The following is a 19,999-nucleotide window of genomic DNA, read 5'->3' as shown; positions in this document are numbered from 1 at the left end:
GTAGCGCATGACGAAAATTTATTCGCCCATTAATTTCCATCACTTGGCTTTGGCAAAGATAGCGAGGATTATAGACGAAATTGAATTTGCTTATTAAATGTAGAGAATTATCAACATAACCATGAGGCAAACCATGAATACAAACAAGCAATTAATGACAAGAATATTTGAACGAGTTGGACAAGGTGATGGGTCATTATTTTCTGAACACCTCGCAGACAATGTAGAGATGACCATCACCGGCCAGTATTCTTGGTCACAAACTTTTAAAGGAAAAGAATCAGTACTTAATGATCTGTACGCTTATGTCGCGTCTGTAACCGAGTTACCGCGAAAAACAATTGCACTTAATATTATTGCCGAGGGTGAATATGTCGTTGTCGAAGCCAAAGGGCAAATGACATCAAAGAAAGGGATACCCTACAATAATGACTATTGCTTAATATTCCGATTGCAGGAAGGAAAAATTATCGAGTACAAAGAATATCAAGACTCGACACTTTGCGAACGTGTTCTGGGAGCGTATCCAAATAAAGGTGAAGTAAGGAAAAGTCTTATCTGACCCCACTTAATACAACTCAATAAAATCAACAAGAGGAAGAGAGGCACACCAAAAGTTTTACTTGATCTCATTTATTGTTTAATGAGATCCCAATGCTCTCTCTTTAAACGCTTCCGTGGAATTATCTCTGGAATCCCCGTGCTGAAGTGTGTATTTATCATGCTCCAATTTTTCGAAAGCTTTCATCGCAATTAGGCGCTCCTCTTCAGACAACAATCGCCACTCAGCTTCTGTGTGGCCATAATGAATTGCTGTACAAGCGCTACATAGAAAAAGAACTAACACCACGCCAAAATTCCTATACATATTCCTTCCTCGATGATCGATGTGGAAATTAATACGGCGGCTAAAAAAGCATGAGATTCAACACCAGCATGTCTCGATACTTCGGAGCCAATATCATAATTATCTAAAATATTTTTACTGGCTCCGAAAAACGAAACGACATTTTAAACACTACTACTCCAACTTAGCTTTTTCCGCGGCTTCTTTATCGGCTCTTCTTCCTCCCGCCAAAATACCTTCCAAACCAATATTGCCTTCATGACAAGCATATTCATAAAAACCCGGTGAAGCCCAAAATTCATATTCACCACCCCAAGCCTCGCCCCAGGTTTTCGGATCTTCGACTTTAAATTGATATAACAAGCGATCATCCGCTACTCGCGTAAATCGCTCAGTCACTGTTAATTGATCCGAAGCGCCAAAGAAATTTTGACTGGGATGATAATCTTTGGTTTCTACGACCAAGGTATCGCCTTCATACCAACCAATTGAATCACCCAGCCATTGCTTAACGCCATCATTCCGGTGCTCGCCACCGATACGAATAACACGGTTATCATGAATCATCTCGACAGTGAGCGAGACGGCATTTTTGCCTTGGGTAATTAAAAAATTATTGTTATACAGTGTTGGCCGATGTACCGGGCCGGCTGACGAATTCATTAAAATACAACGTTCTGAAATTCCGCGCTCTTCTGGGTTATCGCGTGGCCCGGCAAAAGACGCAGCCTCGGTAAACGCGCCACCCGGCGGTAAACGACGGCGAGCAATTTTTTCAGCGCTAGGAAGACGCGGTGGAATGCGACCGCTTTCTGGAAAAGTAATTAACGAAGATCGCGGCTCACCACCCACCCGCATCACCCGTGTACCGGGATCAGTCCAAAAACGGTTGTAACCCGCTGCAGTATTTTTATCTTGTGGTTCCGGCGCATTTGGATCGGTGGCAACATTACCTGCTTCTCGATAATCTTCAGCCTCCCCTTGAATCTCTCTAGCTTGCTCTTCCGTTAACACTAATTGATTGCCAAATTCCTCAGGCCGCTCAAAGGGCGTAGTCGTCCCATTACTCCAAACGCCACCAATATCCGGTTGCCCCCAAGAATTGCGAGGTGGCGAATAACTAGAAGATTCAGACCTTTGATCACAAGCCGAAAGGGCCAGACCCAAAACAATACTTACTGATAGGAAATGAATTATTTTCATCGAGAATCACCTCATTATGATTTATTGTTTTTATTTTCCGTACTAAGTCTGCAATAACTATATTTGGATGTTGTTATGAATTTATCGCTGTCACTCCGAACAACTTTTTTACCTCTTATCACTTTCGCTAAAAATTTTTAGTCACGCCTGAATGGAATCTAGAGCGATTTTACTTTTACAACTATAAAAATTAAAAACCTTTATGAATTAATCGACCATTTAACTTCAGTCAATACAGAAAGTTCTGCATTCCTTACAGTTTTTTACTTGGGTTGTTTGGCATCACTCACGTACCGTTAGCGCAGGTAACAAAAAATGATTTCCGTAACGTTACTGAATTAGTAATTTTTATACAACTTCCAAATAGACCCCATTGATCATTTTCAGTCATTTTTCTAATGGTATTTTTTACGCCAGTTAAGCAGGTTCTCAATGAAAAACAATAAAGTTAGCTCCACAAGACGTTTGTTGTGTTATTTCAGCTTACTTATACTGTCCTCTCAATACGCGTGCGCTCAACATGCCGGTACTCAGGGCGAAGATGCCCCCGGTGGGGTGGTTGTTAAAATAAAATCACTCGATATTGATATGCATGGTGTTTTATATAAACCCGAACAACTAAAAAGTGATGAACTAAAACCCGCGCTAATATTTGTACACGGGTTCTATCCGTATGGCGCGCGAGCGGGTGAAGCGATGACGTATTGGGCGAAGGATATCGCCAACGAGGGTTATGTAACCCTGGCAATAACCCTGCGTGGCTGGCCAGAAACAGGTGGGCAAGACGACTGTGGTTTGAAACAAGCTGACGATCTCGCTAATGCCATAACATGGCTTTCTAATCATAAAAATGTCGACCCAAATAGAATCGGCTTGATTGGCTCTTCACAGGGTGGAATGACCGTACTCAGTGCGGGCGCACTGAGTGATTCAGTTAAAGCGATTGCAGCTTATTTTCCCGTGACCGACGTTAATTTGTGGGCAGAAGAAACAGACATGGGGGAGATGGGTATAAAATTTTATATCAATGGCATCTGTAACTCAGGTGGAACCCAACGAGAAAGATCGCCATTGTTCGCTGCACCAAATATTACAGCATCTGTTTTACTTCTTCATGGTGACGCTGACACGCGTGTTCCAATTAGACACAGTGAGTTAATGTTACAAGCTCTGCTCGACGCCGGGAAAAATGCATCGCTACACAAAGTCCCAGGTGGAATGCATGGAAGACGAGGGGAAGGATGGAATACTCATGAATCGGTGCTGCTTAAATTCTTTGCAAAAAATCTGTAGCAGATAAATTAATTTGGTAAGGCCAAGGAATAAAGCTTACTCCTAAAGATGACTGATTTATGGAACATTAAGGTCAGATAAAACTTAAATTTATTGTATGGATGGATCTCCTCGAAAAGTCTTATCTGAACCCACTTAATTTTTCTTAATTTTTTTGACTATGTTTGCTATGTATTTTGTAGTCACGACCGGCATTGGTGACGATGAAGAAAGAAAATGAACAGTCCAAAAGCATATTCAATTGCAGCGCCAATAAAAGCTCCCATGTAAAAAGGCACACTCAAATATGCTGAGCTGTAACCTGCAGCTATCAGAGTTAAGCCAAAGGCCCAATAGACTTTACTACCGTATAGGGTAGTAAACATTAAATAGCGGACACCAATGAATATCAACATGGCTGGGAAAAACCATTCGATATGAACCAATGAAACCGCATAGGCGATGGGATAGCAAAAAATCAATATGCCGGTACTTTCTAACCCGAGAAAGCCCAGTGAGTTTCCCTTAGCATTGGCGCCGGGCCTGCCAAAAATTTTACTCAATACTATTGATATGGGAAAAACAAACATGCCCGCAATATATAAAACAATAATGCTAGCAAATTTAGAGAAATTAATTGCAACCAAGCCGGTAATCAGCCAGGCTGAAGCAGAAACCAACGCACCCGTAGCGCCACCGTAAAATGCATATCGCATATCCGCTTGTGCTTTATCTAAATCCATACACAGCCTGTAAAGTTGTCATTGATTGCAGACAATTGATCATTCATAAGTTCGCAATAATTCAATTGTTATCTGACTCTAATTTTTCAACTCCAAAATCATAAACTTCTCTTCCGAGGCTTTATGTTCCCACTGAATACCACGAAAAGTCTTATCTGACCCCACTTAATTTAATTGGACGGCCTTTGTGGGTCGCCGTTACTTCTCATTATTCATTCTAACAAACTATTTACTCTGCATTTGGATCTTGTGGAACTGCAACACTTACCACTCCGTTTTCATACATGCACTCATTCAATTCGACAGCAATTTTATTTGCATTTTTATAATAAGCGTTCTCTTTGTCTAAAAAAAGTTTCTTGTGTCTGCCATCAATATAGTCTCCTGTTCCATAACTTCTACGATCCTCCTCATACGCCAAATCTCTCAGCCTTTTAACCATCCTTGCTTTTTTATCAAAATCGCAATCCGTGCTAGCGGCATTTACCAACTCCGGTGCTGCTTCTTTACCATCTATGGTCAACCAAGTAACTTCATAGCGAGGCGTCCCAGAACATGACGCAACTAATGATGCGGCTAATAATATTGGAAGGTATTTCATACGCTAACTCCATTCAATGTATCGATAAATAATTAGTTTTATTAGAATGTTTTATTTGCCAATAGAGAGATAAAAATCAATTACACCAAAACCCAAGAAATCGCCTAGAAGAAAGTATTTTGGTATCGATTAAAACTAACGTACAAATTTTTTATTAGACCGTTAAGACTATCGGTAAAAATGAGACGAATCAATTTTTAATTAGTTAGAATAAAGTACTGGAAGGTTGTTAATGGGGACCCACAAATTTGTCAGGAACAAATTTGGACAGCTGTTATTTTTAACTGTCGGAAGCGGCAGACTCTGGTCTACCCAGACGAAGTCCAGCTTCATAAAAACTGAGCACTCGAAAATCAATTTACTCTGACCCCATTGATCGCACATTGATCGCATGGATGGACCTCCGAGAAAAGTCTTATCTGAACCTTATTAATTTATTTTTTGCGTAGATATTATTTCCGTTAGTGTATTTTCGACATCGCTTAGCTGATCCAAACAAAGAGCTTTTATACTCTCAAGTTTCTCAGCATCGATAGACTCGATCTTTGATTTTCTATATCCAATCCCTTCTAATTGCGCATCGACCTTATCAACATACCATTCGCCAAAATTTGTTATTCCAAAACAACCAAAGCGCTGCGCGGTGGGGTTATCTTTCCGCCAATCACGCAGCGCCATCAAGTATTTTTCTGGATCAATTGGAGCATATTTACCGGATATCCATGCCAAATCTTCAGTTTTCGTTGCGGAAAATAAATTCTCTTCAACTAACTCCAGCGTTTCTAGAAACGCTTCGTACTCACCGGATGACAATCTTTCGGATAATTCCAATGTTTTATCCCATGTAAGAACGGGAGTAGTGTTTAATGCGGTGATAACCAAAATCGCCACAGTAGACAGTAATCCAACCATGAACATTCTGTACATATTGTTTTCGGCGATCGCTTTACTAGAGTGTTTTAAACGAACAATACAGAAAGTTGCCGTAATCGCCATCAACAAACAATACACAATAAAAAAATGGATGCTAATCCTACTTTCCAAATATTCTGCTTCGATTATTCTATTAGAGTTGGCCGAGAGAAATACAATCAGTAAAAAACTGAAAAATATAATACTGAAAAATGCCAGTCTTGATTTTTTTTCTGCTAACACACCAAGACCATAGTAGAGCGGAAAAGTTACCATTAAAAGTACGATAAGAATCCCATTATTATCTAATAAACCACCAGCAGCGCCGATAAGGAACGCTAACCAAAGCGAAAAAGCCCTCACCTCGATAAATCGCGTATTAGCGGAGTTCCCTCCCGAAAATCCACCACCGTATCTTTTGAATACCATATTTTTATCTTGTTTTAAGTATTTTAAGAAGGAATTAATTTTTCCTAATTGGACGGCCTTTGTGGGTCGCCTTTAATTGACATTATTTATTCTAACGCATAAGGGGACGGAGGGAATAAAGTTTAACCTACGTCAGTTGGTCAAAACATATATCCTCCGCCACCTTTATTGCTAATTCGATTTAGTCTATTAGTAATTTTTTTACCGAATATGTTCGCTTTCTAAATTCAAACTTCTATCTATTTGGCTTTTGTAAATTGAATTATTGAATAGAAGTTACAACGAGGCAGTAGTCCCTTTTCAATAACGAACATCCATTTCCAGTGCGAAATTCGAACCATTATGTATGAACAAGTGTAAAACGCAAATAAGCAGGATTACTTAGTGGCGCCGATATCATCCCATTCGAACACTTCAAATCTCACGGGTGATTCATTGTATGAATGAGCAATCCATACAAGTCACACCTTTTATCTGTCTACTATTTGGATTTGAATCGGATTAAAGACGGGATGATAAAAACTTCGGTGGGCCGAAGCTCGCCCAAAGCTGGGTTCGAGCGACAGCTCGAACGTTAACGACAACTCCGCGCGAAGCGCGAAAAGAGATTGTTAGCTGGGCGTCGCTCTTTTGCGTCCATGCAACCGCGACACTTGTGAATCCATTCACATCGTACTCCGGCTTACGAATTTCAATTTGGTGCCCACAAATTTGTCAGGAACAAATTTGGACAGCGACGATAGGAGCTGGGTGAAACCCGAGCCACAGGGAAGTGGCGAGTCAACCCGGACGAAGTCCGGCTTTGAATGTAAGCGCGCTCGAAGAGCGCACTCAAATATGGTGCCCAAAGCCGGACTTGAACCGGCACGGCTTTCGCCACTACCCCCTCAAGATAGCGTGTCTACCAATTCCACCACTTGGGCATATCTTCATGAAACAAAACTACTGTGTTCTAAACTTCTACTGAGGTAACTTCCCGACACGCTAGCGTGGTCGCTCCTGCGCTTCCTGCGCTCGCGACACTAGTGACTCCATTCACGTCGCCTACATCTTTTTACCTTAAAACAAGCACCACTTGGGCAATAAACTTAAAAATTATTTATTTTCAGCTACGGTTTTCTATATGACCAACACGCGGCGTGGCCGTTCTCGGGAGTCCTGCCCTTCACGGCATTTGCACATCCTGTGCTTCATCTACCAATCCCAAAACTTGGGCATATCTTCATGAAACAAAACTACTGTGTTCTAAACTTCTACTGAGGTAACTTCCCGACACGCTAGCGTGGTCGCTCCTGCGCTTCCTGCGCTTCCTGCGCTTCCTGCGCTCGCGACACTAGTGACTCCATTCACGTCGCCTACATCTTTTTACCTTAAAACAAGCACCACTTGGGCAAAACTTAAAGCAAAAAATTTCTAGCTCTTTATTGCTCCGGTACCGCAGGCACTGCCTCTTCAACTTCTGCTGCGGCTTCTTCTATAACCGGTGCTGTATTTTCGGTGGCTTCAGAAACGGTGTCTTCAATTACGGGGATTCCGGAATTGATTTGTTCTTCGGCGGGAACGCTTGGGATGCCGGTCTCTTCTTGGATGACTGGGATACCCAGGCTTGAAGCAACTTGTGATTTCTCTTTTGCTAATACCGCGAGGCCAAAACTGGTGGCAAAAAAGATGGCGGCGAATACGGCGGTTAAACGGCTGAAAAAACTGCCGCTGCCTTCGCTACCGAAAACAGTTTGTGATGCGCCGGCACCGAAAGATGCGCCTGCGGTTGCGCCTTTACCTTGCTGGATTAGGATAAGGCCAACAATCGCTGCCGCTGCAATGATGTGAATAACTAGGGTAATACTTTCCATAATCTTCTCTCTGACTTCAACGCTTGAGCTGAAGTTTTTTCTAGTGTCTTTTGATTTCTAAGGTTGAAACAAATTTTGAAACTGATCTTAAATAAAACGAATCAAAAAATAAGCCGAACTGTTTTTTACTATTAATTCTGTTTTTGCTGATCAATAGCGTTAATTTTATTTACCGTACTTGGTAGTTCAGCTGCTCGGCAGATATCTAAAAAATCATCTGCGTTTAAGGATGCACCACCCACTAAACCGCCATCAATATTTTGTTGTTCGAACAGTTCTGCTGCGTTGTTGGATTTTACGCTGCCGCCATACAATATTCGAACGGTCAGGCCGCTGCTTTTTAATTGCTCACGGATAAAACTGTGTACCTCTTCCGCTTGCTGTGGTGTTGCAGTGCGACCTGTGCCAATTGCCCAAATGGGTTCGTAGGCTACAACCGCGTGAGACATCTTTTCGATACCGACTCGATCGATGACTGCTTGTAATTGGCGCTCTACCACTTTGAGGGTTTCACCCCCATCGCGCTGCTGTAATGATTCCCCGATACAAAGTACGGGAGTCATTTTTGCTGCTAATACCGCAGCAAATTTTTTTGCTACCAGCTCATCACTTTCTGAATAAAATTGTCGACGCTCTGAATGGCCAACAATCACAAAATGACAAAACATATCCGCTAACATCGCGGCGGAAATATCGCCGGTGTAAGCACCGTCTTCGTACTGACTCACGTCTTGCGCGCCGAAATGAATATTCGATTCGGCGAGCTGTCTCGCGACTTGCCCCAGATGAACGTAGGGGGCACAAACAGCAACTTCAGCTTGATGCATGCCATGCCAATGAGCGAGCGTGCTATCAATTAGCTTAGCAACGCTGCTTTTAGTACCGTTCATTTTCCAGTTGCCGATGACAAGTGGACGGCGCATAGGCTTCTCTCAGCTGATATTCTTTTGTGGCATTCGCCGTCTAGTGGTACGGGGTCGCTAAAAGCGGGCGCCAATGTTAGCTAAGTAGGCCCCATGTGACAAGGGTTTAAAGCGATCAAGGCGAGAAAAGAAAACCCCGGTCTCAGAAGTCTTACCGGGGTTTTCGGTGGTTTTTTACGGCTGTTTTCTGGCTTATTGTCTTCGATCAGGCAACGGCGCGCTCGACGACCTGGGCTAAATCTCGAGCCAGCTGCTTAACCAGTGGTAAGTCTTCGCCTTCGACCATCACCCGAACCACCGGCTCCGTACCAGAAGGTCGCAACAAGACACGGCCTCGGCCCTTCAGTTGAACCTCTGTCTCGGTTAATGCTGACTGAACACTTGGATGGGTATCGAGATCAACAGGCTTATTGATCCGAACGTTGATCATTTCTTGGGGGAGTTTCTGCATCCCAGATTTGGCTTCCCGCAGGCTTTGGCCGCTGGAGATTAGCGCCAATAGCACTTGCAGCGCGGCGATAATGCCATCACCTGTGGTGGTGACGTCGCTACAAATAATGTGGCCGGAGGATTCGCCACCTAAATACCAATCGTTGCTACGCATGGATTCAATGACGTAACGATCACCCACTTTGGCGCGAACGAAGGGGATTTTCAGTTCTTTGAGTGCGAGCTCGAAGCCGAAATTGCTCATTAAGGTGCCGACCACACCGTTACAACCCGACGCGTATTGCTGCCGGAATGCGGCGATTACGAAGAGAAGCTCATCGCCATTGACCTCTTCACCCTTATCATCCACAAAGGCAACACGATCGCCGTCGCCATCAAAAGCGATACCCAAATCGGCTTTTTCTTCTAGTACTTTCGCTTGTAATGCTTGTGGTGCGGTTGAGCCGACTTCGCGATTGATATTTTCGCCGTCTGGCTCAGTGCCGATGGTAACGACCTGGGCGCCGAGTTCTCTAAATACCTCTGGCGCGACGTTGTAAGTGGCACCATGGGCACAATCAAGAACGATTTTTAAGCCTTGTAAGCTAAAGCCCCAGGGCATTGTGCCCTTACAGAATTCAATATAGCGGCCCCGTGCATCACTGATGCGGCGCGCTTTTCCTAATTTATCAGCGGTTTTCATGGGTTGATCGAGGTGATCTTCGATGCTCTTCTCGATATCGTCAGGAAGCTTCATGCCGTGGCCACTAAAGAATTTTATGCCGTTATCACAATAGGGGTTGTGAGAGGCACTAATAACTATGCCTGCTTGCGCTTGAAAAGTTCGCGTGAGGTAGGCAATAGCTGGGGTCGGCATAGGGCCGAGTAAGCCGACGTCGACACCACCGTTAATCAAACCCGCCTCTAGAGCAGACTCAAACATGTAGCCGGATATTCGGGTGTCTTTGCCAATAAGAATTAATTTAGGACCGTTGTAACGCTCGGCTAGTACTCTGCCCGCTGCCCACCCCAGGCGCATCATGAAATCCGGCGTTATCGGCTCAACCCCAACTCGACCGCGAATGCCATCAGTTCCAAAATATTTACGCGACATGCCTAAGCTCCTTTTTTTACTTTCTTGCGGGCTGCTGAAAATTTCTGGCGTAACCAAAGCACTGGCCGCCTCAATAATATTTTTCCGAACTACCCTAACTGTTTTAAATTTTTACTGTGTACCGCGAAAGTGCCTGCTTAACTATGCCTGGCAATTATGAATACTGGGCTGCAATCAAAGCATTTCACCGGTACTGATTTACTGTTAATTATTGGCAATATTTTGATCAATCGCGCTTAAAATGTGTAGAACATCCCGAGTAGCGGCCACATCATGCACCCGAACGATCTTTGCACCGCCTTGAACCGCCAGCATTGCCAAGGCCAAGCTACCAGCCAAACGTTCATCGACTTCACGATCGAGTAATTTTCCAATCATCGATTTTCTTGATAAACCAACCAACAATGGATAACCCAAGGCTTTAAAACGCTTCAGGTTTTGCAATAACTCGATATTGTGTTGAAGGGTTTTACCAAAGCCAAAACCGGGATCAATAATTATTTTTTCTGCGGGTATCCCCGCTTCAATACAGGTGCTCGCTCGATTTTGCAGAAAATCATACACCTCGTCAGTGACATTGTCGTAGCGGGGGTTCGCTTGCATGGCATCGGGCTCACCTTGCATGTGCATAAGGCAAACTGGCAAAGCGGAATCTGCAACTGCCGCTAAAGCGCCAGGACGCTGCAAGGCCCGCACGTCATTAATTAAATCAGCGCCGGCTTTGGCAACACTTGTCATTACTTCCGCGGAGCTAGTGTCGACGGAAACAAATACGTCGAGGTTTTTTTTCAGCGCTTCGACTAAGGGGAGTAAACGATCTAACTCTTCTTGACTACTAACAGGCGAAGCGCCGGGGCGTGTTGATTCCGCACCTAAATCTAGAATCGTTGCGCCTTCTGTGACCATGGTCTCGGCTCGCTGCAGTGCGCTGGACAGATTAAATTTTCCATCACGAAAGTAGGCCCCGCCGTCGGAAAAAGAATCGGTGGTTGCATTTAATACGCCCATGATTTTGGGCAAAGGTTCCGACAGAAAGCGTAAGAATTTATTGTCGTGGATGTTCAAAAACGAGGAGCCCGTATGAAAAATTTTAACTACTTAAAAACTAAATGGGCCTGTTGCCAGACCCATTTAGTTGAATTAAAAATTATTAAATTACCAGGATATACTTTCTAAAAATCAATGCTCATTGGCGGGGCCGCCGATGGGATCAGACTTTTTATCGTCATCAGAGGTTTTTTCTGAAGATCCACCATTCATATGGCTATTAAAATCATCGTCATGCCAATCGCGGGGTGGACGCATTTTCTTGCGCGCCATCAAATCGCTAACTTGCTCAGCATCGATTGTTTCATATTCCATTAATGCATCTTTCATTGCTTCAAGAATGTCGCGGTTCTCCTCTAGAATTTTTTCTGAACGCTTATAACACTCGTCAATAATTGTGCGGATTTCTTCATCAATTAATTTTGAAGTTTCACCAGAATAATTTGTTGAAGACATACCTGGGTAAGCGCCTTCTTCTTCACCGTAATGCAGAGGGCCAAGTTTATTAGACAAGCCCCACTTCATTACCATGTTACGAGCCATTTGCGTTGCGCGCTCGATATCATTTGAAGCACCGGTTGTCACACCCTCTTTACCTAAGGTCATCTCTTCTGCGATTCGACCGCCAAACAGTGAACACAGTTGCGATTCTAATTGGCGTTTACTGATGCTGTACTTATCTTCTTCTGGCAAAAACTGGGTAACACCTAAGGCACGACCGCGAGGAATAATTGATACTTTATGAATAGGATCATGCTCGGGTACAAGACGACCAATAATGGCATGGCCCGCTTCGTGATACGCGGTATTAATTTTTTCTTTTTCATTCATCACCATGGTTTTGCGTTCTGCGCCCATCATGATTTTATCGCGCGCTTTTTCAAATTCTTCCATCGTTACTAAACGCTTATTGGCACGGGCAGCAAACAATGCGGCTTCGTTTACAATATTAGCTAGATCAGCACCGGAGAACCCAGGCGTACCTCGCGCAATAACACTCGGCATAACCGATTCATCGATGGGTACTTTACGCATATGAACTTTTAAAATTTGTTCGCGACCGCGAATGTCTGGCAAGCCCACATAAACTTGTCGATCAAAACGACCGGGGCGCATTAAGGCTTTATCAAGTACATCGGGTCTGTTGGTTGCGGCGATAACAATGACACCATCATTTTCTTCAAAGCCATCCATTTCAACCAATAACTGGTTGAGGGTTTGTTCGCGCTCATCGTGACCACCACCATGACCGCCACCACGATGACGACCAACTGCATCAATCTCATCGATGAAGATAATACAAGGCGCTTGTTTTTTTGCTTGTTCGAACATATCGCGTACGCGAGATGCACCGACACCAACAAACATTTCAACAAAGTCAGAACCAGAAATAGAAAAGAACGGCACTTTCGCTTCACCAGCAATGGCTTTGGCGAGTAAAGTTTTACCAGTACCCGGCTGTCCCGCCATGAGAACACCGCGCGGGATGCGTCCACCTAAGCGTTGAAATTTAGAAGGATCACGCAGGTATTCAACCAGCTCTTGCACTTCTTCTTTCGCTTCATCAACACCGGCAACATCAGCAAAAGTCGTTTTGATTTGGTCTTCGCCCAATAGGCGCGCCTTGCTTTTACCAAAGCTCATTGGCCCGCCACGACCACCGCCGCCGCCCTGCATTTGCCGCATAAAAAACATAAAGATGCCGACAATTAAGAGTATGGGGAGGATAGTTAGGAAGAGGTCAGTCCAGAAACTACGCTCTTGGGGTTCTGCGCCAGAATAAGCAACATTATTGTATTCGAGGGCTTCGACTAAGGCGCCGTTGTCATCAAGGTTGTATGGACGATTCGCTTTAAAACGGGTTCCGTTACGACGTACACCTTGAACTTCGAGAATATCGATGGTGACTTCTTGGAGACCACCATTATCCAACTCCCGAAGGAAATCAGAGTATTCGATCTCTTCTTGCTTCGGCGTGGTATCTAGGCCTTTAAATAGTATGAATAAGACTGACGCTATAACCACCCAAAGGACGATATTCTTAGTGATGTCGTTCAAACGTTTACCCTCACATTCTTGTTAGCTTCTGCCGCTTTTACAGAAACTCTTATTTAGTCTAATTAGTCAGAAACTCTTTGGGGGAAACTCTTTAGTCAGTAAATGACCCTTAGTTAACTAACCCGTTTTTATTGCATTTCGGCAAGTATAGCCTCTATCCGACAACTGCCGGTAGTATCAGTTCTAAGGCTGCGGACTCAGTCACGACTCTTGTTAGACGCGAATTGAGGCTCTTTTTTGTAGGAATCAACCTTGATACCCCTTTGCGACCAAATAGACTTCTTTGGATCGAGGTCGCGATGCATCTGGCTTGCGCGATACTACGCGCTCAAAATTGCTTCGCAGATCTTTGATTAGGGCTTCAAATCCCTCGCCTTGAAATACTTTTGCGACGAAACAACCCTTTTTACGCAAGGTCTGCTTAGCTAGATCAACGGCAAGTTCAACTAAGTACATGGATTTTGGCTGATCAATATTAGTGACTCCACTCATATTGGGGGCCATATCGGATATTACAAGGTCAGCCTTTGCCTCACCTAAGCTTGCCAAGATCTGATTCAAGACCTCCTCCTCAGTGAAATCGCCCTCGATAAACTCCACCCCTGCAATACCATCCATGCTGAGAATGTCTGAGGCAATAACTCGGCCATTCTTACCCACCAGATTCGCCGCCACTTGTGACCAGCCGCCGGGCGCAGCACCTAGATCCAACACTGTGTGGCCCGGGCGAATCAGCTTATCTTTTTCCTGTATTTCTAATAGCTTATAACTGGCCCGCGAGCGGTAGCCGTCTTTGTGAGTCTGTTTCACATAGGGGTCATTAAAATGTTCGCGCAACCAGCGATGGCTGCTTTTAGACTTTGCCATGAGAAATAGTTGACCCTACTACACGAAATTAAAACGAGGAAAGAGGCGAATTGAAACCACTAATAAGCCCGCAAAATGACCGCTATCTTAACAGAAATGAGGATTAAGCTTTGCTAAGAATGGCAAGATTATTGCCATTCTCGCCAAGGTAAATATCGTGACTATTTGACCAGTCATTCTCTGTACTCCAGCGGTCAATATAGGCTCACTTCCGCCGTCAATATCAGGTATCATTCGCCACCCGCTTAAGGCCTACGGCCGCTAGTAAAGCTGTTTTCACGCCATATTTTAGGTTTTCACAATGTTGAGCTCAGATCGTAAAAAACAATTAAGGGCAATTAGCCATAATTTAAAACCCATCGTCACTATCGCGGGCAACGGCTTAACTGAAGCTGTGCTGGCTGAGCTCGAACGAGCCCTTAATGATCACGAACTCATTAAGGTGAAGCTAGCGGTTGGTGAACGTGAGGAGCGGTCTGAACTTATCGAAGCCTTGTGTGAAAAAACCGGAGCGGAAAAAGTCCAGGCGATTGGAAAAGTTATCGTGTTGTTTCGTGCGGCGAAAAAACCAAACGCCAAATTATCAAATCTTTTACGGATGTAAGACTCCCCCCACTTTTCTACAATCAGTTGTAAAAATGTTCGGGCACGTTTTTTTGATGCGCCACAATTTAGTGCGTTTTTGATCTGCTTTGCCTTTGTCGTTATCTTAAATAAATTGCTCTCCTGCATACTTTGTAATCTCCGTCTTGTCTTGACGATAAGCGTTATTAATCGGTATATATTTAATCCCATAATATGGCCAATTTAATTGGTATTGTTATAGAACTAGCCCGTCTATTTATGTATATTCTTTGGACGCTCAAATAAAAATAAAATCTTCTTAAATTCACCCACATCTCGATTTAAATAACTTTTGATCTAATTGGCTATGGCAACGGATTGGCAACTCATATTCTACGGAGAAGAAGGCAAGCTCATTTCTTCCCTCGAATTCCTCTGTAACAAGCGTTTTCCCAGCGATATCAATCTCGCCGAAGAAGCCTTTAACCATGTCATGGCCCAACTCAGCGACAACAACTTTGAAAAGTTACAACGCTTTCGCGGTGATTCGAAACCCACTACCTATGTCATCAGCTGCTTTCGCAACGGAGTAGAAGATTTCGCCCGGCGGAAATTTGGCAGATGTGTTGCACCGGATTGGTTAAAAAAAATCGGCGGTATTTACACCTCTATCCACCGACGCCTATGTTGCGAGCATCGCTCAAGTAAATCGATCCAAGAAGAGTTCGCTAATCCGACCGAGGAAAACAAACAAAAAATTGAAGAAATAGTCGCGCAAATTTTTCGACGAATCCCCGATTGCCTGCATAAAACTGCGCCAAGCCCGCAGTACGATGAATTTTCTGAACACGACATGAGTGACCCACTTGAAACTGAAGAAAAAAGCGCGGACGTCGAATTAGGCAGCGAGGGGCTTATTTCCGCTATCTGGCTTTTTATTTCCAATGATGCGTCGGAAGTCGTTGATCCCGAAATCATTCAACGACTCGAAAAATTACGTGGCAAAGCGCTGCCTAATTTGACATTAAGCGACGATCAAAAATTATTATTGCGCATGGTCGTCATCGATGAAAAATCCGTCACCGATGCGGCAAATTTGTTAAAGCTCAAATACCACACTGCACGAAGACAGTTAGAATCGGCGTTAACGACTTTGAAAGACGCGTTCAGCGCCGGCGGTTTTGACGGAGATGATTTGCTTTAGGCCATTGTTAAACTGACCGTTGTTATCCGTCTAATTAGACCAAGACTAAAAATCGAGTCAAAGATGAAAAGTGATATCTTGTTGAACATAGCTTGGAAAATAGTTGATGAACACTGATCATAAACGAGCATTATTGCATTTCGCACTTTCCGATCACGGTAATAACGACTGTATCGATGCAACAACAGCTCCTGATGATGAGGGCTTGGCGGCTTATATTGATGGCTCAATGCCAAGTGCGCAAATTGCTACCTGCAAAAGTCATCTCGCCAACTGTCATTTTTGTTATCAACGTTTTAGCGAATTGGAATCCACTCTTAGCGCTATCTCCCTCACCAAGACCGCGGCTTCTGCGTCATCCAGCACCGCCACCAATGCATCGATTTTTGAGCTTATCAAATCTCATTGGAGTGCCATAACCACGGGCTTAAGCAGTGCGGTGGCGGTTGCGTTTGTCGCTTTCATCTTTGTGGGTTCCCCAACATCAGATCTCACCACGAGTTTACGCGGCGATCTGAATGACATGGTGCCCTACTCGCAATGGCCGGAAAGTGAAGATGAATTTACTAAAGGCATCAATACCAACGTAGAGGTTTCCGAAGAAACATCGACTTATATTTCAATTGGATTTGCCGACGGCTTAAAAGTGCTTGCCCCACATCGCCAAACGAACCTCAATGAAATACTCGATCACTGTATCAATCATTCGGATACCGAATCTTGTTCTAAGCAACAACGCTGGGCTTACAATGTCGGCTTGTGGTTAGTATTGACGGAGACTTTTTGTCAAAACCCGAGTTTAAACGAAAACAATGCTCCGATTAATTTAAGCTCCTTGAGTAAGCGTTTAAGCGAATTACGTTCCGTTTCGGACTCAAGCTTATTAATTAATATCGATACAACATCGGCACAATCGCTTTGCGAAGATAATGGGGAGACTTTAGAAAGCCTCGGCTTACAAATTTAAATTAAATTTTTGTTAAAAATTCAGGCGGTATCCGTCTACTTACCATTAAAGAGTAATAATTAACAATTGGCGTTATTTGCCTAACCAAAAATGTCAGCTGACTTATTTAGATCCACCTGGGGAGGGGGGAAGAAATGAATCTTGTAATCTCACGGAAAAATACCGGATTATTGGCATTAGCGAGTGTAGCGACTCTTGCGTTGATAGCACCTTCGGCAAACGCGGAAAGTTTTTTCGAACGGAAAGCAAGGGAAGCCCGAGAAAAGATCGAACGTAGTATTCGACGGGAAGCGCCAAAGTTAGAAGAACCAAAACCTGTCGTTGCAACCCCCGTAGCTGAAACCCCCGCTAGCTCTCCCCTACAAAATACTGCCGCCACGAATGTTAGCGGCCAACAAATTGGTGAACAAAACACGGCAAAGCTCGCCGAAGATACCTGCATCAAAGCCGGGGAAGAAGACAAAGCCGCAAAAATCGCTTTATTGTTTACCACGGAATACACCGGTAAGAGTCTCGCTTCGGACGATGTTTCCTCCTACCTAGTCGGCCTTTGCGTACCCAAAGATTTTGATTCGCAATTCTCATTAAATCAATTTTTAGTAACCAAGGGCTCTGCTTACAGTTTTTATACCGAACGCTCTTTGGAAGAACTTGCAGAGTATCTTGACAAATCCGGTGTCGAACTCAGCGTTAAAATTGATGCTTTACAAAAAGATAGTAAATTACAACAAGATTTAGCCAAAGAAAATGATATGGAAAAAGCAGAATATTTGCTTAACCAAGAACATCATTATTCCGAAAATGTTGATAAATTCCTCCCTGCAATTGGACAATTAAAAGATGAGCAAAAAGCAGAAGCGTTAGCCATTGCAGCGAAAGCAAGGGCACACTCGACTCGTTCAACATTTTTTCTCGCTCGTAGTCTCTATGTATCTGAAAAAATGGCGGGAACGATGATGGAAAACGCCAAAATCGAATATAAGGAAAATGAATCAACGGTTAGAAAAATACGCGATAGCGAAGACGGAAACTATAAAATATCCGTCCTCGAACAAGGTGTCAGCTGGCTGAAAAACCGAAACAAAAAAGAAAAAAGTAGCTTGCAGTTATTCACCGAGTTTGTCGGCGACAACGCTGAAGTTCTCAGCGATACCCTGAGCAGCGGGGCCGGAATTGTGAGAACCTTTGATACCGAAGCCAGCGAAATTCCTACGCTTTCTGATGAGGACTTAGAAGAAGACGTACGGCGCTTAAATGAAGAATGGGATTTCCCAGCGGAATTTGCTGACGAAGACGCTTACGCAGAAACCAATCACTATACGGCTAGCTAAGCGCGGCGACTCAAAACTGTAAAAACGATTCATCAATAAACCAAAGTGCCATGATAATTGAGGAAGCAAAGTGAAAAGGGAAACAAGTAAACAAATATACCGGCACTATTTGCGTTGTTTACTTGTTTTTATGGTATTGGCTGGCAACGCGGGCAACATTAAAGCCCAGAACGACATATCGAACGCCGCTTGCAATCGGGGACTCACGAATTACGTTTCTGCTTTGATTAATCGCGCACCGTTAATATTGGCGGATTTCAAAATCGGCACCGACGGTAGTTCCGATCCAAGCTTGGCAAGTGCTCTTGCGGTCAGCAACACACCCAGAGAAACCATCGACAATTTGGAGTACCCCAGCGAACTCGAAGTTAAAATTGGCGAATCACTACATGACGATCCTTGCTTTCAAGTTTATGGTCGCATTATCCGCCAAGGTGAACAGGAGAGTTCGGGTAAAAGCCGCGCTATCCTACAAATGCAAATGCCTTTCGCAAAAATGGACACCTTGGCCGTTGAATATCTCGAAGGCCAATTTCGACGCAACTATTTTTTCCAAGCAACCTTTTCATTCGAGCTACGCGATGGCAAAGGTAGAGTCGTGTTCGCAAAATCTTCTGCGAATAATTATCGACGTACTTGTTTTTGGAATTTACCGCAAACTGACTGTCTCGACTTGCAAAATAATCCTGTAAACCCCGACGATGCGTGGCGACTAGTGATCGCTAGCGGAATCAACTCCTTACTCAACGAAGTCGCCATTGAATTGGTTGCTTGGCATGACATGCTGGAGGAGCAAAGTGGTGATTTTTATGATCGCCGCTATAGCCAAGATATTGAGCTCGATGGCAGACAAGTAAGAACACGGGAACAGCTCGCACTTCCCTATCTGTTTGTGCAAAGTCCGCAACCCCGAATTAATATCAATGGCTTATTGGCAGGCTTATCTGAAAGAAAATTTTTAACCGAAGAACATAAGCGCGACGATTTTCAAAACTATTTTAATGTTTTATTCCGCAGCGAATTAGATAAAGCATTAAGACTCACCATCGAGAAACATCAGGCGCTCGAAAACACACGGATCATGTTGCTTTCTGACACCAACAGTGCCGCTTTCCAGAATGCGATGATGATCGCCTGTGCGGAGATGGGCAGAGGATTCAATTCCGAGGACTGTTTAGAACCGGTCAAATTAATTGAGAATCTTTGCAGTGAAGAACCAAAAGCGGCTTCGTCAGAGCGCGCAAAAATAAACGACCAATGCCTTTTGAGTTCACTCAGTTTTGGTCGCTCCTTGACGAGAGCGAATGACGAGAGTCTCGACAAACTACGTGACGCTCAGCAGCGAATACAAATGGCCAGCCACTTACGGCTACCGGAAGAGCGCGACAATAAAGAAACCGTTAAGTGTATCAATCTTGAAACAGAAGAGATCAGTGGACATTTGGTTGGCGTCAGTGAAAATTATTATCGTGTCGACAACGAAAATGAAAATGATGATGGCTACTATTTGATGGATGCTGCGCATAAAGTTGTGGAATTGCAATCACATTGCTTAGCCGACGAAATAGTTAATCGATACCAAGACCAACTTTCTAAAGATTAAATCAACTTCGGTATTTTTAAAACGTAAAAATG

General features: G+C 43.8%; 18 protein-coding genes and 1 tRNA gene. 7 read left to right on the top strand and 12 right to left on the bottom strand.

Annotation, left to right across the window (positions count from 1 at the left end; genetic code table 11):
• Positions 1-133: 133 nt before the first annotated feature.
• Entirely contained in the window at positions 134-562 is a 429-nt protein-coding gene (locus tag ACYUCY_RS05885; RefSeq protein WP_460225526.1) for a nuclear transport factor 2 family protein, read from the top strand.
• 78 nt (positions 563-640) lie between these two features.
• On the opposite strand, the gene ACYUCY_RS05880 is transcribed toward ACYUCY_RS05885, so the two are convergent.
• Positions 641-868, bottom strand: coding sequence for a hypothetical protein (locus ACYUCY_RS05880; RefSeq protein ID WP_460225525.1), 228 nt, complete (start codon positions 866-868; stop codon positions 641-643).
• A gap of 153 nt (positions 869-1,021) precedes the next feature.
• Positions 1,022-2,050, bottom strand: a complete 1,029-nt coding sequence (locus tag ACYUCY_RS05875) for a hypothetical protein (protein ID WP_460225524.1) — start codon at positions 2,048-2,050, stop codon at positions 1,022-1,024.
• A gap of 432 nt (positions 2,051-2,482) precedes the next feature.
• On the opposite strand from ACYUCY_RS05875, the gene ACYUCY_RS05870 reads away from it, so the two are divergent.
• The gene (locus ACYUCY_RS05870) at positions 2,483-3,343 is read left to right on the top strand and encodes an alpha/beta hydrolase family protein (RefSeq protein ID WP_460225523.1); all 861 of its coding nucleotides are present in this window, start codon (positions 2,483-2,485) and stop codon (positions 3,341-3,343) included.
• 182 nt (positions 3,344-3,525) lie between these two features.
• On the opposite strand, the gene ACYUCY_RS05865 is transcribed toward ACYUCY_RS05870, so the two are convergent.
• From ACYUCY_RS05865 to rlmE, 10 genes are all read right to left on the bottom strand, one after another.
• A complete protein-coding gene (locus ACYUCY_RS05865) occupies positions 3,526-4,065 on the bottom strand; it encodes a DUF7010 family protein (RefSeq protein WP_460225522.1) in 540 nt (179 codons plus the stop codon).
• Positions 4,066-4,294: 229 nt separating this feature from the next.
• Entirely contained in the window at positions 4,295-4,666 is a 372-nt protein-coding gene (locus tag ACYUCY_RS05860) for a hypothetical protein (protein WP_460225521.1), read from the bottom strand.
• A 429-nt stretch (positions 4,667-5,095) separates the two neighbouring features.
• Entirely contained in the window at positions 5,096-6,007 is a 912-nt protein-coding gene (locus ACYUCY_RS05855) for a hypothetical protein (protein WP_460225520.1), read from the bottom strand.
• Positions 6,008-6,845: 838 nt separating this feature from the next.
• Positions 6,846-6,930: transfer RNA gene (locus ACYUCY_RS05850), tRNA-Leu, on the bottom strand.
• Positions 6,931-7,428: 498 nt separating this feature from the next.
• The gene (gene secG / locus ACYUCY_RS05845; protein ID WP_460225519.1) at positions 7,429-7,860 is read right to left on the bottom strand and encodes a preprotein translocase subunit SecG; all 432 of its coding nucleotides are present in this window, start codon (positions 7,858-7,860) and stop codon (positions 7,429-7,431) included.
• Positions 7,861-7,991: 131 nt separating this feature from the next.
• Positions 7,992-8,783, bottom strand: a complete 792-nt coding sequence (gene tpiA / locus ACYUCY_RS05840) for a triose-phosphate isomerase (RefSeq protein WP_460225518.1) — start codon at positions 8,781-8,783, stop codon at positions 7,992-7,994.
• A gap of 205 nt (positions 8,784-8,988) precedes the next feature.
• Entirely contained in the window at positions 8,989-10,326 is a 1,338-nt protein-coding gene (gene glmM, locus ACYUCY_RS05835; RefSeq protein WP_460225517.1) for a phosphoglucosamine mutase, read from the bottom strand.
• 204 nt (positions 10,327-10,530) lie between these two features.
• Positions 10,531-11,391: a dihydropteroate synthase gene (folP, locus tag ACYUCY_RS05830; RefSeq protein ID WP_460225516.1), complete on the bottom strand. Its 861-nt coding sequence runs from the start codon at positions 11,389-11,391 to the stop codon at positions 10,531-10,533.
• 114 nt (positions 11,392-11,505) lie between these two features.
• The gene (gene ftsH, locus ACYUCY_RS05825) at positions 11,506-13,431 is read right to left on the bottom strand and encodes an ATP-dependent zinc metalloprotease FtsH (RefSeq protein WP_460225515.1); all 1,926 of its coding nucleotides are present in this window, start codon (positions 13,429-13,431) and stop codon (positions 11,506-11,508) included.
• Positions 13,432-13,677: 246 nt separating this feature from the next.
• On the bottom strand, positions 13,678-14,298 hold the full coding sequence (gene rlmE / locus ACYUCY_RS05820) for a 23S rRNA (uridine(2552)-2'-O)-methyltransferase RlmE (RefSeq protein ID WP_460225514.1): 621 nt from the start codon (positions 14,296-14,298) through the stop codon (positions 13,678-13,680).
• A 301-nt stretch (positions 14,299-14,599) separates the two neighbouring features.
• Between rlmE and yhbY the strand changes: the two genes are divergently transcribed.
• The 5 genes from yhbY to ACYUCY_RS05795 all read left to right on the top strand — a co-directional run bounded on the left by yhbY (position 14,600) and on the right by ACYUCY_RS05795 (position 19,967).
• Positions 14,600-14,902, top strand: a complete 303-nt coding sequence (yhbY, locus tag ACYUCY_RS05815; protein WP_460225513.1) for a ribosome assembly RNA-binding protein YhbY — start codon at positions 14,600-14,602, stop codon at positions 14,900-14,902.
• Between the two features lie 327 nt (positions 14,903-15,229).
• Positions 15,230-16,066 (top strand): hypothetical protein, encoded by an 837-nt coding sequence (locus ACYUCY_RS05810; RefSeq protein WP_460225512.1) that lies wholly within the window; start codon positions 15,230-15,232, stop codon positions 16,064-16,066.
• Positions 16,067-16,172: 106 nt separating this feature from the next.
• Positions 16,173-17,033: an anti-sigma factor family protein gene (locus ACYUCY_RS05805; RefSeq protein WP_460225511.1), complete on the top strand. Its 861-nt coding sequence runs from the start codon at positions 16,173-16,175 to the stop codon at positions 17,031-17,033.
• 134 nt (positions 17,034-17,167) lie between these two features.
• Positions 17,168-18,364 (top strand): hypothetical protein, encoded by a 1,197-nt coding sequence (locus ACYUCY_RS05800; protein WP_460225510.1) that lies wholly within the window; start codon positions 17,168-17,170, stop codon positions 18,362-18,364.
• 70 nt (positions 18,365-18,434) lie between these two features.
• Entirely contained in the window at positions 18,435-19,967 is a 1,533-nt protein-coding gene (locus ACYUCY_RS05795; protein ID WP_460225509.1) for a hypothetical protein, read from the top strand.
• Positions 19,968-19,999: the final 32 nt, after the last annotated feature.

The organism is Aurantivibrio infirmus, from assembly GCF_054767315.1.
Note: the sequence above shows the minus strand (reverse complement) of the source record. Positions and strands in the feature narration are given on the sequence as shown.